At 67.3% G+C, this 14,239-nt stretch carries 15 protein-coding genes and 2 pseudogenes; 11 read left to right on the top strand and 6 right to left on the bottom strand.

Annotation, left to right across the window (positions count from 1 at the left end; translation table 11 throughout):
- The 6 genes from G3N61_RS34275 to ptsP all read left to right on the top strand — a co-directional run.
- On the top strand, positions 1-1,340 hold a 1,340-nt coding region (locus G3N61_RS34275; RefSeq protein ID WP_241018036.1), incomplete at its 5' end, for an ammonium transporter.
- 244 nt (positions 1,341-1,584) lie between these two features.
- The gene (gene gshA / locus G3N61_RS34270) at positions 1,585-2,874 is read left to right on the top strand and encodes a glutamate--cysteine ligase (RefSeq protein WP_043187192.1); all 1,290 of its coding nucleotides are present in this window, start codon (positions 1,585-1,587) and stop codon (positions 2,872-2,874) included.
- A 26-nt stretch (positions 2,875-2,900) separates the two neighbouring features.
- Positions 2,901-3,857, top strand: coding sequence for a glutathione synthase (gene gshB / locus G3N61_RS34265; protein WP_205824569.1), 957 nt, complete (start codon positions 2,901-2,903; stop codon positions 3,855-3,857).
- Positions 3,858-4,087: 230 nt separating this feature from the next.
- Entirely contained in the window at positions 4,088-4,558 is a 471-nt protein-coding gene (locus G3N61_RS34260) for a PTS fructose transporter subunit IIA (RefSeq protein WP_043187196.1), read from the top strand.
- A gap of 73 nt (positions 4,559-4,631) precedes the next feature.
- Positions 4,632-4,901, top strand: coding sequence for an HPr family phosphocarrier protein (locus tag G3N61_RS34255; RefSeq protein WP_011353292.1), 270 nt, complete (start codon positions 4,632-4,634; stop codon positions 4,899-4,901).
- Between the two features lie 201 nt (positions 4,902-5,102).
- Positions 5,103-6,875 carry a phosphoenolpyruvate--protein phosphotransferase gene (ptsP, locus tag G3N61_RS34250; protein ID WP_043187426.1) on the top strand — a complete coding sequence of 591 codons (1,773 nt, stop codon included), beginning with the start codon at positions 5,103-5,105 and terminating at the stop codon, positions 6,873-6,875.
- A gap of 73 nt (positions 6,876-6,948) precedes the next feature.
- Here the strand turns inward: ptsP and G3N61_RS34245 are convergent, their stop codons facing one another.
- The 3 genes from G3N61_RS34245 to gpmA all read right to left on the bottom strand — a co-directional run bounded on the left by G3N61_RS34245 (position 6,949) and on the right by gpmA (position 10,366).
- On the bottom strand, positions 6,949-7,701 hold the full coding sequence (locus tag G3N61_RS34245; RefSeq protein ID WP_043187199.1) for a HesA/MoeB/ThiF family protein: 753 nt from the start codon (positions 7,699-7,701) through the stop codon (positions 6,949-6,951).
- Positions 7,702-7,805: 104 nt separating this feature from the next.
- Entirely contained in the window at positions 7,806-9,356 is a 1,551-nt protein-coding gene (locus tag G3N61_RS34240) for a S41 family peptidase (protein ID WP_043187202.1), read from the bottom strand.
- Positions 9,357-9,619: 263 nt separating this feature from the next.
- Positions 9,620-10,366, bottom strand: coding sequence for a 2,3-diphosphoglycerate-dependent phosphoglycerate mutase (gene gpmA, locus G3N61_RS34235; protein WP_027789056.1), 747 nt, complete (start codon positions 10,364-10,366; stop codon positions 9,620-9,622).
- A 135-nt stretch (positions 10,367-10,501) separates the two neighbouring features.
- Between gpmA and G3N61_RS34230 the strand changes: the two genes are divergently transcribed.
- The 5 genes from G3N61_RS34230 (at position 10,502) to G3N61_RS34210 (ending at position 13,417) form a co-directional block, all read left to right on the top strand.
- Complete coding sequence (locus G3N61_RS34230) at positions 10,502-10,924, top strand: rhodanese-like domain-containing protein (protein ID WP_011353287.1); 423 nt, start codon at positions 10,502-10,504, stop codon at positions 10,922-10,924.
- Positions 10,921-11,181, top strand: a complete 261-nt coding sequence (gene grxC / locus G3N61_RS34225; protein ID WP_039346228.1) for a glutaredoxin 3 — start codon at positions 10,921-10,923, stop codon at positions 11,179-11,181. Before G3N61_RS34230 ends, grxC begins: the two co-directional genes overlap by 4 nt.
- Before the next feature lie 106 nt (positions 11,182-11,287).
- Positions 11,288-11,770, top strand: a complete 483-nt coding sequence (secB, locus tag G3N61_RS34220; RefSeq protein ID WP_011353285.1) for a protein-export chaperone SecB — start codon at positions 11,288-11,290, stop codon at positions 11,768-11,770.
- 28 nt (positions 11,771-11,798) lie between these two features.
- Positions 11,799-12,797, top strand: coding sequence for an NAD(P)H-dependent glycerol-3-phosphate dehydrogenase (locus tag G3N61_RS34215; protein WP_011353284.1), 999 nt, complete (start codon positions 11,799-11,801; stop codon positions 12,795-12,797).
- Positions 12,798-12,892: 95 nt separating this feature from the next.
- A complete protein-coding gene (locus tag G3N61_RS34210; protein ID WP_043187212.1) occupies positions 12,893-13,417 on the top strand; it encodes an O-acetyl-ADP-ribose deacetylase in 525 nt (174 codons plus the stop codon).
- 34 nt (positions 13,418-13,451) lie between these two features.
- On the opposite strand, the gene trmL is transcribed toward G3N61_RS34210, so the two are convergent.
- The 3 genes and pseudogenes from trmL to G3N61_RS34195 form a co-directional block, all read right to left on the bottom strand.
- Complete coding sequence (gene trmL, locus G3N61_RS34205; RefSeq protein WP_205824568.1) at positions 13,452-13,922, bottom strand: tRNA (uridine(34)/cytosine(34)/5-carboxymethylaminomethyluridine(34)-2'-O)-methyltransferase TrmL; 471 nt, start codon at positions 13,920-13,922, stop codon at positions 13,452-13,454.
- Positions 13,923-14,029: 107 nt separating this feature from the next.
- Positions 14,030-14,122 (bottom strand): annotated as a pseudogene (locus G3N61_RS40355) (ComF family protein); the annotation flags it as partial.
- A pseudogene (locus tag G3N61_RS34195) lies at positions 14,104-14,239 on the bottom strand (LysR family transcriptional regulator); the annotation flags it as partial. The pseudogenes G3N61_RS34195 and G3N61_RS40355, both read right to left, overlap by 19 nt.

Here is a 14,239-nt window from a genome sequence, read left to right as displayed (position 1 = left end):
CATCCGCCACGGCTGCCGCCGCCGCACCGGCCTCGGGCGCCACCGACGCATCGGCCGCCGCTGCCGCATCGGCACCGGCCGCACCCGCCGCGCCGACCGCACCGTTCTCCGTCGATTCGTCGAAGATCAGCGCGGGCGACACCGCGTGGATGCTGACCTCCACCGCGCTCGTGCTGTTCATGACGATCCCGGGCCTCGCACTGTTCTACGCGGGCATGGTCCGCAAGAAGAACGTGCTGGCGACGGTGATGCAGAGCTTCGCGATCACCGCGGTGATCACGGTGCTGTGGACGGTGATCGGCTACAGCCTCGCGTTCACGCCGGGCAACGGCTTCATCGGCGGCCTGTCGCGCGCGTTCCTGCACGGGATGAACTACATCCACGGCGACAAGGCGACGACGCTGACCGTCAGCCACCTCGCGCCGACGATTCCGGAATCGGTCTACTTCGTCTACCAGATGACGTTCGCGATCATCACGCCGGCGCTGATCTGCGGCGCGTTTGCCGACCGCATGAAGTTCTCGGCGATGCTCGTGTTCATGACGCTCTGGTCGCTGATCGTCTACGTGCCGATCGCGCACATGGTGTGGGAGCCGACCGGCTGGCTGTCGTCGGACGGCGTGCTCGACTTCGCGGGCGGCACGGTGGTGCACATCAACGCCGGTATCGCGGGCCTCGTGTCGTGCCTGATGCTCGGCAAGCGCGTCGGCTTCGGCCGCGAATCGATGGCGCCGCACAACCTCGTGCTGACGATGATCGGCGGCTCGATGCTGTGGGTCGGCTGGTTCGGCTTCAACGCGGGTTCGGCGGTGGCGGCTGACGGCCGTGCCGGCTTCGCGATGCTGACGACGCAAGTCGCGACGGCCTGCGCGGCGCTCGGCTGGATGTTCGCCGAGTGGATCTCGCACGGCAAGCCGTCGGTGCTCGGCATCGTGTCGGGTGCGGTCGCGGGTCTCGTCGCGATCACGCCGGCGGCCGGCTTCGTCGGCGTGACGGGTGCGCTCGCGATCGGCATCGCGGCCGGCGTCGTGTGCTTCTGGTCGGCGACGTGGCTCAAGTCGAAGCTCGGCTACGACGATTCGCTCGATGCGTTCGGCGTGCACGGCGTGGGCGGGATTCTCGGCGCGCTGCTGACGGGCGTGTTCGCGGTCAAGGATATCGGCGGCGCCGACGGCAGCCTGCTGCTGCAGGCCAAGGGCGTGGCGATCACGCTGGTCTACAGCGGCGTGCTGAGCTTCGTGCTGCTGAAGCTGATCGACCTGACGATCGGCCTGCGCGTGTCGGAAGAGGAAGAGCGCGAAGGCCTCGACGTGGTGCTGCACGGCGAGCACGTCGAATAAGTCATAAGAATGACCGGCGGGCCGCCGCGACGACGGCGCCCGTCACGAATGAGCGCAGCGACTTCGGCCCGCCCCACCCGGCGGGCTTTTTTTCTCCTGCTGCGCGCTGCCGTAGCGCATAACCCTTCGCGCTATCGGGTCAATAGCCGAAAACTTCCTCCAAACCCTTGCGAAGCCGGGAACAATCCCCAAATGGGCAAAGCAATTGCTCTACAATCTTCATTCTCCCGCTCGCGAGTGATTCATGGTTCCCCACCTCGTTACCGCGTTGAACGGTCCGCTGCTCGAACTCGAGCAGAAGATCCTCGACGCGACGCCTGCGATCGAACGCTGGTTCAGGCTCGAATGGCAGGAACATACGCCGCCGTTCTATTGTTCGGTGGACCTGCGCAACGCCGGCTTCAAGCTGGCGCCCGTCGACGCGAACCTGTTTCCCGGCGCATTCAACAATCTGCCGTCCGAAGTGCTGCCGCTCGCCGTGCAGGCCGCGATGGCCGCAATCGAGAAGATCTGCCCGGACGCGAAGAACCTGCTCGTGATTCCCGAGCTGCCGACCCGCAACGCGTTCTACCTCGAAAACGTCGCGCGCCTCGCGACGATCATGCGCCAGGCCGGCCTGAACGTGCGCTTCGGGTCGCTCGACCCGAGCATCACCGACATGACGCCGATCACGCTGGCCGACGGCCAGAAGATCGTGCTCGAACCGCTCGAGCGTTCGCAGCGCCGCCTCGGCCTGAAGAATTTCGATCCGTGCTCGATCCTGCTGAACAACGACCTGTCGGCCGGCATTCCGGGCGTGCTGGAAAACCTGCACGAGCAGTACCTGCTGCCGCCGCTGCACGCGGGCTGGGCCGTGCGCCGCAAGTCGACGCACTTCTCGTGCTACGACGATGTCGCGAAGAAGTTCGCGAAGATGGTCGGCGTCGATCCGTGGATGGTGAATCCGTATTTCGCGCACGTGGAAGGCGTCGACTGGCAGGCGCATGAAGGCGAGCAGGCGCTCGCCGACGCGATCGACGGCGTGCTGAAGAAGATCGCGCGCAAGTATCGCGAATACGGGATCAGCGAGAAGCCGTACGTCGTCGTGAAGGCCGACGCGGGCACGGCGGGGCGCGGCGTGATGACCGTGCACGACGCGGCCGAGATCGGCCGCATGTCGAAAGCCGAGCGCGCGCAGATGGCCGAGTCGAAGGCCGGCCTCGCGGTGCGCGACGTGATCGTGCAGGAAGGCGTGTATACGTTCGAGCGCGTCGGCGACGAAGTCGCGGAGCCCGTCGTATACATGATCGACCGCTACGTGGTCGGCGGCTTCTACCGTACGCACGCCGGCCGCGAGCGCGACCAGAACCTGAACGCGCCCGGCATGCACTACGTGCCGCTCGGCTTCGAGCACACCGCGCTGCCGGATGCCGGCGCGAAGCCGGGTGCCGCACCGCCGAACCGTTTCTACATGTACGGCGTCGTCGCGCGGCTGTCGCTGATCGCGTCGTCGATCGAACTGGAAAAGACCGATCCCGAAGCCATCCAGGTGTAACGGACCTTCGCCAAGTACAGGACCTCATGGACATTCTCTTTATCGCCGACCCGCTCGAGCGCTTCAAGATCTACAAGGATTCGACCTACGCGATGATGGCGGAGGCCGCGCGGCGCGGGCATGCGATCTACGCGTGCGAGCCGCGCCACCTCGCGTGGACGGGTTCCGCCGTCGAGGCCGACGTACGGCGCGTCACGTTCGTCGGCGAGCTGGACGACCTGCATCGCGACACCTGGTTCGAAGAAGGGCCCGTCGATGCGCGCCGCCTCGAATCGTTCGGCGCGGTGCTGATGCGCAAGGATCCGCCGTTCGACATGGAATACGTGACGTCCACGTGGCTGCTGGAGCTGGCCGAGCGCGCGGGCGCACGCGTGTTCAACAAGGCGCAGTCGATCCGCGACCATTCGGAGAAGCTCGCGATCGGCGAGTTTCCGCAGTTCGTCGCGCCGACGCTCGTCACGCGCGATGCGAAACGGCTGCGCGCGTTCCATGCCGAGCACGGCGACGTGATCCTGAAGCCGCTCGACGGGATGGGCGGGATGGGCGTGTTCCGCGTGAAGCCGGACGGCATGAACCTCGGTTCGATCATCGAGATGCTGAGCCACGACGGCACGCGCTCGGTGATGGCGCAGAAATTCATCCCCGAGATCAAGGCCGGCGACAAGCGCATCCTGCTGATCGGCGGCGAGCCGGTGCCGTATTCGCTCGCCCGGATTCCGCAGGGCAGCGAGGTGCGCGGCAATCTCGCGGCGGGCGGGCTCGGTGTCGCGCAGCCGCTGACCGCGCGCGATCGCGAGATCGCCGACACGCTCGGCCCGGTGCTCGCGGCACGCGGGCTGCTGCTGGTCGGCCTCGATGCGATCGGCGACTGGCTGACCGAGGTGAACGTCACGAGTCCGACGTGTTTCCGCGAGATCATGGAGCAGACCGGCTTCGACGTCGCCGCGATGTTCATCGACGCGCTGGAGCGTGCGGCCGCGTAGGCCGTCTCCCGCGCAACCCCGGCGGCGGCCGCGCAGGTCCCCCGTCGCCGGAGCAGCTCGACCGGCCTGCTACAATGCCCGCTTGCCCGGTGCCGCGATCGCGCACCGAAGGCCCGGCGGTCGGGCCGAACCTGTTGCAAGGCTGATCATGAAACGTTTCCCACACTCGCTACGCTCATTGCCCCACCGCGGGGTGTCGGCCCGCCAGGGGCGGCCGGGAGCGATCTGACATGGCCGGGATTCTGATCATCGCGCACGCCCCGCTCGCCACCGCGCTGCGGGACTGCATCGCGCACATCTACGGCGGCGTGCCCGCACGCATCGGCTGTATCGACGTGATGGCGGACAGCGATCCGACCCAGGTGATGGCGTTCGCGCACGCGGAACTCGCGCGGCTCAGGGAAGAGAATGGTGTGGTCGTGCTGACCGACATGTACGGCGCGACGCCGGCGAACATCGCGGGCCAGCTCGCGAAGCTCGACAACGTGCGCGTGCTCGCGGGCGTGAACCTGCCGATGCTCGTGCGGGTCGTCTGCTACCGCACCGTGCCGCTCGACAAACTGGTCGACAAGGCGCTGTCCGGCGGCGCGAAGGGCGTCCACGAGGTGTCGGCCGGTACGCCGCCGCCGCCGACGGAAACCGGCTGCGGCCAGTGCGCGCCGATTCCGCCCGAACCGCAGCCGCGCACCGAGTCGCACTGATTTCCCGTTTTCCGTTTTAGACAGCACCGCCGACGCGCGCCGCCGGCGGCCCCGACCGACCCGACCGAGAATCATGCTTCAACAAGAAACCACCATCGTCAATAAATTGGGGCTCCATGCGCGCGCATCGGCCAAGCTCACGCAACTGGCCGGCAACTTCCAGTCGGAAGTCTGGATGACACGCAACGGGCGCAAGATCAATGCGAAGAGCATCATGGGCGTGATGATGCTGGCGGCCGGCATCGGCAGCACCGTGACGATCGAGACCGAAGGGTCCGACGAGCAGGAAGCGATGGACGCACTGCTGAAGCTGATCGCCGACAAGTTCGGCGAAGGCCAGTGATCCTCACGCGGGATCGTTGCCGTTTCCAGCCAGAATGCCGCGGATTCCGCGGCATTTTTTTCGTCGGAAGCATTGATGCGGAATGCGCAATGCTGCGGTGCATGCAGTCAGCGGGGAGTCGCGGAATTTATAATCGCTAACCGGGGTCATAAGCGCATCGCAGCAGTGTGCCGCGGCTTTACTTGTACAGAGGAGGTGCGCGTGTCCTTCACGCTGCATGGCATTCCCGTCTCACGTGGTATCGCGATCGGGCGAGCGTATCTGATCGCGCCGGCGGCGCTCGACGTCGCCCATTACCTGGTCGAGGCAAACCAGATCGATGCGGAGGTCGAGCGCTTCCGCACGGCGCTCGAGGTCGTGCATCACGAACTCGAAGCGCTGCGCGCCGATCTGACCGACGACACCCCGAGCGAAGTCGGCGCATTCATCGACGTGCACGCGATGATCCTGAGCGACGAGATGCTCGTGCAGGAGACCATCGACCTGATCCGCACGCGCCGCTACAACGTCGAGTGGGCACTGACCGAGCAGCTCGAGCTGCTCACGCGCCACTTCGACGACATCGAGGACGAGTACCTGCGCGAGCGCAAGGCCGACATCGAGCAGGTGGTCGAGCGCGTGCTGAAGGCGCTCGCCGGTGCGCCGTCGGCGTCGCAGGCACTGGATCGCGCGGCCAAGAACGGCACGAACGAGATGATCGTCGTCGCGCACGACATCGCGCCGGCCGACATGATGCAGTTCAAGTCGCAGTCGTTCCAGGCGTTCGTCACCGACCTCGGCGGGCGCACGTCGCACACGGCGATCGTCGCGCGCAGCCTCGGCATTCCGGCCGCGGTCGGCGTGCAGCACGCGAGCGCGCTGATCCGCCAGGACGACCTGATCATCGTCGACGGCGACCAGGGCATCGTGATCGTCGATCCGGCGCCGATCGTCCTCGAGGAATATTCGTACCGGCAGTCCGAAAAGTTGCTGGAGCAACGCAAGCTGCAGCGTCTGAAGTTCTCGCCGACGCAAACGTTATGCGGCACCAAGATCGAGCTGTACGCGAACATCGAGCTGCCCGACGACGCGAAGGCGGCCGTCGAGGCCGGCGCGGTCGGCGTCGGGCTGTTCCGTTCCGAGTTCCTGTTCATGCATCAGAAGGAGATGCCGGAGGAGGAGGAGCAGTTCGCCGCGTACAAGCGGGCCGTCGAGTGGATGAAGGGCATGCCGGTGACGATCCGCACGATCGACGTCGGCGCGGACAAGCCGCTCGAGGCGCTCGACGAAGGCTACGAGACGGCGCCGAACCCCGCGCTCGGCCTGCGCGCGATCCGCTGGAGCCTGTCCGAGCCGCAGATGTTCCTCACGCAGTTGCGTGCGATCCTGCGCGCGTCCGCGTTCGGCCAGGTGAAGATCCTGATCCCGATGCTCGCGCACGCGCAGGAGATCGACCAGACGCTCGACCTGATCCGCGAGGCGAAGCGCCAGCTCGACGACGCGGGGCTCGCCTACGATCCGAACGTGCGGATCGGCGCGATGATCGAGATTCCGGCCGCGGCGATCGCGCTGCCGCTGTTCCTGAAGCGGTTCGATTTCCTGTCGATCGGCACGAACGACCTGATCCAGTACACGCTCGCGATCGACCGCGCCGACAACGCGGTCGCGCACCTGTACGACCCGCTGCATCCGGCCGTGCTGCACCTGATCGCCTATACGTTGCGCGAAGCGAAGCGCGCGGGCGTGTCGGTGTCGGTCTGCGGGGAGATGGCCGGCGATCCGGCGCTCACGCGCCTGTTGCTCGGGATGGGGCTCACCGAGTTCTCGATGCACCCGAGCCAGTTGCTGGTCGTGAAGCAGGAGATCCTGCGTGCGCACCTGAAGGCGCTCGAAAAGCCGACGGCCGACGTGCTGGCTGCGTTCGAGCCGGAGGAAGTGCAGGCCGCATTGCAGCGCCTGTCGGTTGCCGAACCGCGCGCCGACGCGGCTGCGTAGGCGCTCACGGCGCCGCTCAGACTGTAGAGAAGTGTCACAACGCATGCGCCGAACGGCGCATGCCCGTCGCGCGTCAGTGCCGGCCCCCGCACACGGGGCAGTCGGCCTGGCGCGCGATTTTCATCGTCGTCCATTCCATCCGCAGCGAATCGAGCATCATCAGCCGCCCGTTGAGCGTCTTGCCGATGTCGCCGATCACGCGCAGCGCCTCGGCGGCCTGCATCGCGCCGATGATCCCGACCGTCGGCGCGAACACGCCCATCGTCGCGCACGCGACTTCCTCGAACGGCTGGTCTTCCGGAAACACGCACGCATAGCAGGGCGCGGCCGGGTCGCGGAAATCGAACGTGCTGATCTGGCCGTCGAAGCGCAGCGCGGCGCCCGACACGAGCGGCACGCCGTGCGCGACGCACGCGCGGTTGATCGCGTGCCGCGTCGCGAAGTTGTCGGTGCAGTCGAGCACGACGCTCGCGCGCGGTACGTGCGCGTCGAGCCACGCGTCGTCGACGCGCTCGGCGACCGCGTTCACCTTCACCTCGGGGTTCAGCTGCGCGAGCGCGTCGCGCCCCGATTCGACCTTGTGGCGGCCGACCGATGCCGTCACGTGCAGGATCTGCCGCTGCAGGTTCGTCAGGTCGACCGTATCGGCGTCCACGAGCGTGATCGTGCCGACGCCCGATGCCGCGAGGTACATCGCGGCGGGCGAGCCGAGGCCGCCCGCGCCGACGACGATCGCATGCGCATCGAGAAAGCGCTGCTGCGCCTCGATGCCGATTTCGTCGACGAGGATGTGACGGGAGTAGCGAAGGAGTTGATCGTCGTTCATGGGGAGTCGTGGGCGAGGCGGCGGACGTGTCGTTATTTTAGGCGCGCATGAAAAACGGGCCATCGCGGTCTTCCCGCGATGGCCCGTCGGATGCCGGCCGGCGCTTACTGCGGCGCGGACGCGGGCTTCGGTGCGGCTGCCGGCTTCGCGCTTGCGCCCGATGCCTTCGAGCCCGCCGCAGCCTTGCCGGCCGGGCTCTTCGTCGTGCTCTCGGCGAGCAGCGACTTCGATTCCTGGACCGGCTTGCCTTCGAGCTTGTTGAGCGCCTGCTGCATCATGAAGTCGTCGGCGCTGCCGAACTCGATCGGCTTGCGATCGCGATCCTTCTGGCGCTGCTCCGGCGTCTTCTTGTCGTTCTGCTCTTCGAGGATCCGCAACTGATCCATCCGGCGCTGCTCGCGGTCTTCCTGTTCCTTCTTCTCGTTCGGATCCTGCGTGTTCGCGAGGTGGTTCGAGTAGTCGACCTCACGCGTCACGAGCACGTCGTCCGGATCGCCGTCCGCGTACTGATCGACCGGCACGTCCGGCGTGATGCCCTTGTTCTGGATCGAACGGCCGCTCGGCGTGTAGTAGTACGCGGTAGTCAGGCGCAGCGCGGTGTCGGCCGTCATCGGGCGGACCGTCTGCACCGAACCCTTGCCGAACGTCGTCTTGCCCATGATCTGCGCACGCTTCGAATCCTGCAGCGCACCGGCGACGATTTCCGACGCAGACGCCGAATAGGCGTTCGTCAGCACGATCATCGGCACGGTCTTGAAGACCGGCGGCAGGTTCTTCAGCGGATCGCCATCGAAGGACGGCAGGCGATAGTTGTCGTACGTATCGCGGTAGACCTGCTTCGAATCGGCGATCTGGCCGTTGGTCGACACGACGACGGAGTCGGGCGGCAGGAACGCGCCGGCCACGCCGACCGCGCTCTGCAGCAGGCCGCCGCCGTTGTTGCGCAGGTCGAGGACGAGGCCCTTCAGGTTCGGCTGCTGGCGTGCGATGTCCTGCAGCTTCTGGGCGAGATCGGGCGTCGTGCGCTCCTGGAAGCTCGTGATGCGGACATACGCATAGCCCGGATCGAGGATCTTCATCTTCACGCTCTGGACCTTGATGATCGCGCGCGTGACGGTGACCGGGAACGTGCGGTCGTCGCTCTTGCGGAAGATCGTCAGCGTGACCTTGGTGCCCGGCTCGCCGCGCATCTGCTTCACGGCCTTGTCGAGCGTCATGCCGCGCACCGGCTTGTCGTTGATGCGCGTGATCAGGTCGCCCGGACGGATGCCGGCGCGGAACGCGGGCGTATCTTCGATCGGCGAGATCACCTTGACGAGGCCGTCTTCCTGCGAGATCTCGATGCCGAGACCCGCGAAGCGGCCCTTCGTCTGCTCCTGCAGCTCGTCATAGTCGGTCTTGTCGAGGAACGACGAGTGCGGGTCGAGGCTCGACACCATGCCCTTGATCGCGGCCGTCAGCAGCTTCTTGTCGTCGACCGGTTCGACGTACTCGCGCTTGATCTGTCCGAAGACTTCCGCGAACAGGCGGAGCTGGTCGAGGGGAAGCGGCGCCGTGGCGGTCTGCTCGGCCGATGCGGAAACCTGCAGCGTGGCGAACACGCCCGTGGCGAGGCCCGCGGCAATCAGGCCGATGTTCTTCAATTTCATTCGCATAGAGATCTGGTGCGGTCGGGAAGCGCGTGGCGGTAGCGGGGATGATGTAGCGGACAAGTATAACTGTTCGTCCGATAACTCAGTGGAACGGCGCGAAAAGCGTCGAAAAGGGCCGGGAGCCAGCCCGGCGGGGCACCGCCGGATGCGCTGCGGGTTCGAAAGCGGTTTCGACAGCGCCGGAGCCGCGAAGGTTCGCGCGGTGCGCCGGGCAGGGCGGGGGCCGGGCATGCCGCGCCGGACGCGGCTCACCCGGCCGACGGGCGTCAGCCCGCCTTGCCCTGCTTCGCGACGGCGGCTTGCGCCTGCGCGATCGCGTCCTGGTCGCCGAGGTAATAGTGCTTGATCGGCTTCAGGTTTTCGTCGAGTTCATACACGAGCGGCACGCCGTTCGGGATGTTCAGGCCGACGATGTCGCTGTCCGAGATGCCGTCGAGGTACTTGATCAGCGCGCGCAGCGAGTTGCCGTGCGCGGCGATCAGCACCTGCTTGCCGGCGCGGACTGCCGGCGCGATCGACTCGTTCCACAGCGGCAGCACGCGCGCGACCGTATCCTTCAGGCATTCGGTGAGCGGCAGCTGCTCGCGCGGCACCTTCGCATAGCGCGGGTCGTTGAACGGCGCGCGTTCGTCGGTCGGCTCGAGCGCGGGCGGCGGCGTGTCGTAGCTGCGGCGCCACACGAGCACCTGGTCGTCGCCGAACTTCGCGGCCGTTTCCGCCTTGTTCAGGCCCGACAGCGCGCCGTAGTGGCGCTCGTTCAGGCGCCACGAGTGGACGACCGGCAGGTACATGAGGTCCATCTTGTCCTGCACGTGCCACAGCGTGCGGATCGCGCGCTTGAGGACGGACGTGTACGCGATGTCGAACGTGTAGCCGGCCTCCTTGAGCAATTCGCCGGCCTGGTAGGCCTCGTTGCGACCCTGTTCGGTCAGGTCGACGTCGACCCAGCCGGTGAAGCGGTTTTCCTTGTTCCACGTCGATTCGCCGTGGCGGATGAGAACGAGTTTGTACATGGATCTTGCGGTCGGTAGTGAAGGAAGCTGTGGCGCATCGAGCAGGACCCGACCCGGGCCCGCCATCGCGCAAGACGGTTATTTTATAATGGCGGGATTGTCCTCATCCGATTTCTCTTTTTCCGGCGGAATTCCGTGACGTTCTTTACCGATTACACCAACCTGGCCCTTATCGCGATCCTGGTGGTATCCGGCGGCCTGCTGGCCTGGCCCGCGCTGCGCCGCGGCCGTGGCGGCCTGTCGGCCGCAGAGGCGACGCAACTCATCAACCGCCGCAACGCGGTCGTGATCGACGTGCGCGCCGCGTCCGATTTTGCTGCCGGCCACCTGCCGTCGGCACGTCAGGTCGCGGCGGGCGAGATCGGCACGAAGATCGCGCAGGTCGCGAAGAACAAGAGCACGCCGGTGCTGCTCGTCTGCCAGAACGGCCAGCAGTCGCAGAAGGCGGCGCGCGAGGTCGAGGCGGCGGGCTACGCCGAGGTGCACGTGCTCGAGGGCGGCGTGGCCGCCTGGCAGCAGGCCGGGATGCCGGTCGTCAAACAAGGAGTGGCGAAGTGAACAAGGTTTTGATGTACAGCACGCAGGTGTGTCCGTATTGCATCCAGGCCGAGCGCCTGCTGAAGCTGCGCGGTGTCGAGCAGATCGAGAAGGTCCTGATCGACCGCGATCCGGCCCGCCGCGACGAAATGATGACGCGCACGGGGCGCCGCACGGTGCCGCAGATCTATATCGGCGACACGCACGTCGGCGGTTACGACGATCTGTCGAAGCTCGACCGTGAAGGCGGGCTCGTCCCGCTTCTGCAAGCGGCCTGATTAGGGCAGAATGGCCGCCGGCCGCGCTGCGGCTTGAGCGCGCAGGATTATCCGTGGCGGCCGGCGAGAAGCCGGGCCGCCCTGTCACCACTTTTAGGGAAACACCATGTCCGACGTCGAAAACCAACCGTTCTTCAACATCCAGCGCGTCTACCTGAAGGATATGTCGCTCGAGCAGCCGAATTCGCCGGCGATCTTCCTCGAGCAGGACATGCCGTCGGTTGAAGTCGAAGTCGACGTCAAGGCCGACCGCCTCGCGGAAAGCGTGTTCGAAGTCGTCGTGTCGGGCACCGTCACCGCGAAGGTGAAGGACAAGGTCGCGTTCCTGATCGAAGCGAAGCAGGCCGGCATTTTCGACATCCGCAACATTCCGGACGAACAGCTCGACCCGCTCGTCGGCATCGCATGCCCGACGATCCTGTTCCCGTACCTGCGTTCGAACATCGCCGACGCGATCACGCGCGCGGGCTTCCCGCCGATCCACCTGGCGGAAATCAACTTCCAGGCGCTGTACGAACAACGCCTCGCGCAGCTTCAGCAGCAGGCCGGTGCCGCAGCAGGTGCACCGAACGGCACGACGCTGAACTGACGTTTTACTCGGAGGACCGGTGCTGGGTATGAAAGTAGCCGTTCTCGGCGCCGGTGCCTGGGGCACCGCGCTCGCGGGCCATCTGGCCGCGCGGCACGATACGCTTCTGTGGGCGCGCGACGCCGCGCTCATCGCCGGGCTGCAGGCCCGGCACGAAAATTCCCGCTATCTGGACGGCATCGCGCTGCCTGACGCATTGCGCTACGACGCCGATCTCGGCGCCGCGCTCGCGCATGGCGCCGCGGACGACGCACTGTGCGTGATCGCCGCGCCCGTGGCCGGGCTGCGCACGCTGTGTCACGCGATGCGCGACGCAGGCTGCGTGCCCGCGCACGTCGTCTGGGTCTGCAAGGGCTTCGAGGCCGACACGCATCTGCTGCCGCATCAGGTGATCGCGGCCGAGCTGCCCGAACAGCACAGCAACGGCGTGCTGTCGGGGCCGAGCTTCGCGCGCGAGGTCGGACAGTCGCTGCCCGTCGCGCTGACGGTGGCAAGCACGTCCGCCGAATGCCGCGAGCGCACGCTCGCCGCGTTCCATCACGGCGCGATGCGGATCTATACGGGCGACGACGTGGTCGGCGTCGAGGTCGGCGGCGCGGTGAAGAACGTGCTCGCGATCGCGACCGGCATCGCCGACGGCCTCGGTCTCGGGCTGAACGCACGCGCCGCGCTGATTACGCGCGGGCTCGCCGAAATGTCGCGGCTCGGCGTCGCGCTCGGCGGCCGCGCGGAAACCTTCACGGGCCTCACGGGCCTCGGCGACCTGATCCTCACCGCCACGGGCGACCTGTCGCGCAACCGCACGGTCGGCCTGCAACTGGCGGCTGGCCGCACGCTGAACGATATCCTCGGCGCGCTTGGTCACGTGGCCGAAGGCGTGCGCTGCGCGCAGGCCGTGCTGGCCATCGCGCGCGCGCAGTCGATCGAAATGCCGATCACCGAAGCGGTGTGCGGCGTGCTGTTCGACGGCATCGCGCCGCGCGACGCCGTCAGCGGCCTGCTGCGGCGCGACGCACGCGCAGAGTAACGTGGCACGGCGCCGCCTGGCGCCGTGTTTGCGTCGGGCGCGCGGCGTCAAAGCGCGCTACGCTTGAACAGTCTCCGGCGTTCCGGGAGGTTGTCATGCTGCAGATCCATTCCACCACGCTCGATGCGCAGGTCGTCGACATCACGACGCTCGATGTCGACGCGATCGTCAACGCCGCGAACGGCTCGCTGCTCGGCGGAGGCGGCGTCGACGGCGCGATCCACCGCGCGGCCGGCCCCGGCCTGCTCGCCGAATGCCGCACGCTGGGCGGTTGCGAGACGGGCGATGCCAAGCTCACGCGCGGCCACGGGCTGCCGGCGCGCTACGTGATCCACGCGGTCGGGCCCGTGTGGCATGGCGGCGGGCGTGGCGAGGCCGAGCTGCTCGCGTCGTGCTACCGGCGCGCGATCGAGCTGGCCGAGGAGGTCGCGGCAACGTCGATCGCGTTCCCGGCGATCAGCTGCGGCATCTATCGCTATCCGGCTGAAGAAGCCGTCGAGATCGCGGTGGGCACCGTCGCCGAAATGCTGCCGCAGGCGCCGAACCTCGCACGCGTGGTGTTCGCGTGCTTTTCCCCCGACATTTACGACCTGTATCGCGCGCGGCTCGCGCGGACGTGACGCGTCCCGCGGGGCGGGATGCGCCGCGCCGGCGTCATGCGCCGCCTTCGAAGCCGGCCTGGCGCCACGCCTCGAACACGACCACCGCGACCGTGTTCGACAGGTTCAGGCTGCGGTTGTCCGGCCGCATCGGCAGGCGCACGCGCTGTTCGTTCGGGAAGCACTCGAGCAGCTCTGCGGGCAGGCCGCGCGTTTCCGAGCCGAACACGAACCAGTCGCCGGGCAGGAACGCATGATCGTGGAAACGGCCCGAGCCGCGCGTCGTGAACGCGAACATCCGCGCGGGATCGGGCGTTTCCGCCGTGACGAACGCATCCCAGTCGCGGTGCACGCGCATCTGCGCGTACTCGTGATAGTCGAGGCCCGCGCGGCGCATCCGCGCGTCGTCGAGCGGGAAGCCGAGCGGCTCGATCAGATGCAGGCGCGCGCCCGTGTTGGCGCACAGGCGGATCACGTTGCCGGTGTTCGGCGGAATTTCGGGAGCGACGAGGACGACGTTGAACATGTTTCGGTTTGGCTGGGCAGGCCGGGGCAGCGCGACGCGTGCGCGTTCCCGGCTGGCCGGTTCATGACGGCCGCCGCCGTATCCGGGCGGCTGGCCTCTCTATCTAATTAGTCCCTGGCGGTGCGCAGCGCAACCAGATTCGTCACGCGTGCGGCGCCCGCCGCCTTGAGCGCCTGCGCGGCGGCCGGTAGAGCAGCTCCTCGAGGCGGCGGATGTGCTGGCTGACGGTCGACTGCGACAGGTTCACGCGCTCGGACGCGGCGGTGAAGCTGCCGGACTGGGCGACGGCGACGAAGCTGCGCAGCAGCTCGGGCGGT

Source organism: Burkholderia sp. Ac-20349 (assembly GCF_017104865.1).
Taxonomy (GTDB): domain Bacteria; phylum Pseudomonadota; class Gammaproteobacteria; order Burkholderiales; family Burkholderiaceae; genus Burkholderia; species Burkholderia aenigmatica.
This window is presented reverse-complemented; position numbering and strand designations above follow the sequence as displayed.

Bases quoted from the DNA above. Each gene is read 5' to 3' on its own strand.
- secB (WP_011353285.1), top strand. From the start codon at position 11,288: ATGTCCGACGTCGAAAACCAACCGTTCTTCAACATCCAGCGCGTCTAC.
- G3N61_RS34210 (WP_043187212.1), top strand. From the start codon at position 12,893: ATGCTGCAGATCCATTCCACCACGCTCGATGCGCAGGTCGTCGACATC.
- G3N61_RS34240 (WP_043187202.1), bottom strand. From the start codon at position 9,356: ATGCGAATGAAATTGAAGAACATCGGCCTGATTGCCGCGGGCCTCGCC.
- G3N61_RS34260 (WP_043187196.1), top strand. From the start codon at position 4,088: ATGGCCGGGATTCTGATCATCGCGCACGCCCCGCTCGCCACCGCGCTG.
- gshB (WP_205824569.1), top strand. From the start codon at position 2,901: ATGGACATTCTCTTTATCGCCGACCCGCTCGAGCGCTTCAAGATCTAC.
- gpmA (WP_027789056.1), bottom strand. From the start codon at position 10,366: ATGTACAAACTCGTTCTCATCCGCCACGGCGAATCGACGTGGAACAAG.
- G3N61_RS34245 (WP_043187199.1), bottom strand. From the start codon at position 7,701: ATGAACGACGATCAACTCCTTCGCTACTCCCGTCACATCCTCGTCGAC.
- G3N61_RS34255 (WP_011353292.1), top strand. From the start codon at position 4,632: ATGCTTCAACAAGAAACCACCATCGTCAATAAATTGGGGCTCCATGCG.
- G3N61_RS34215 (WP_011353284.1), top strand. From the start codon at position 11,799: ATGAAAGTAGCCGTTCTCGGCGCCGGTGCCTGGGGCACCGCGCTCGCG.
- gshA (WP_043187192.1), top strand. From the start codon at position 1,585: ATGGTTCCCCACCTCGTTACCGCGTTGAACGGTCCGCTGCTCGAACTC.
- trmL (WP_205824568.1), bottom strand. From the start codon at position 13,922: ATGTTCAACGTCGTCCTCGTCGCTCCCGAAATTCCGCCGAACACCGGC.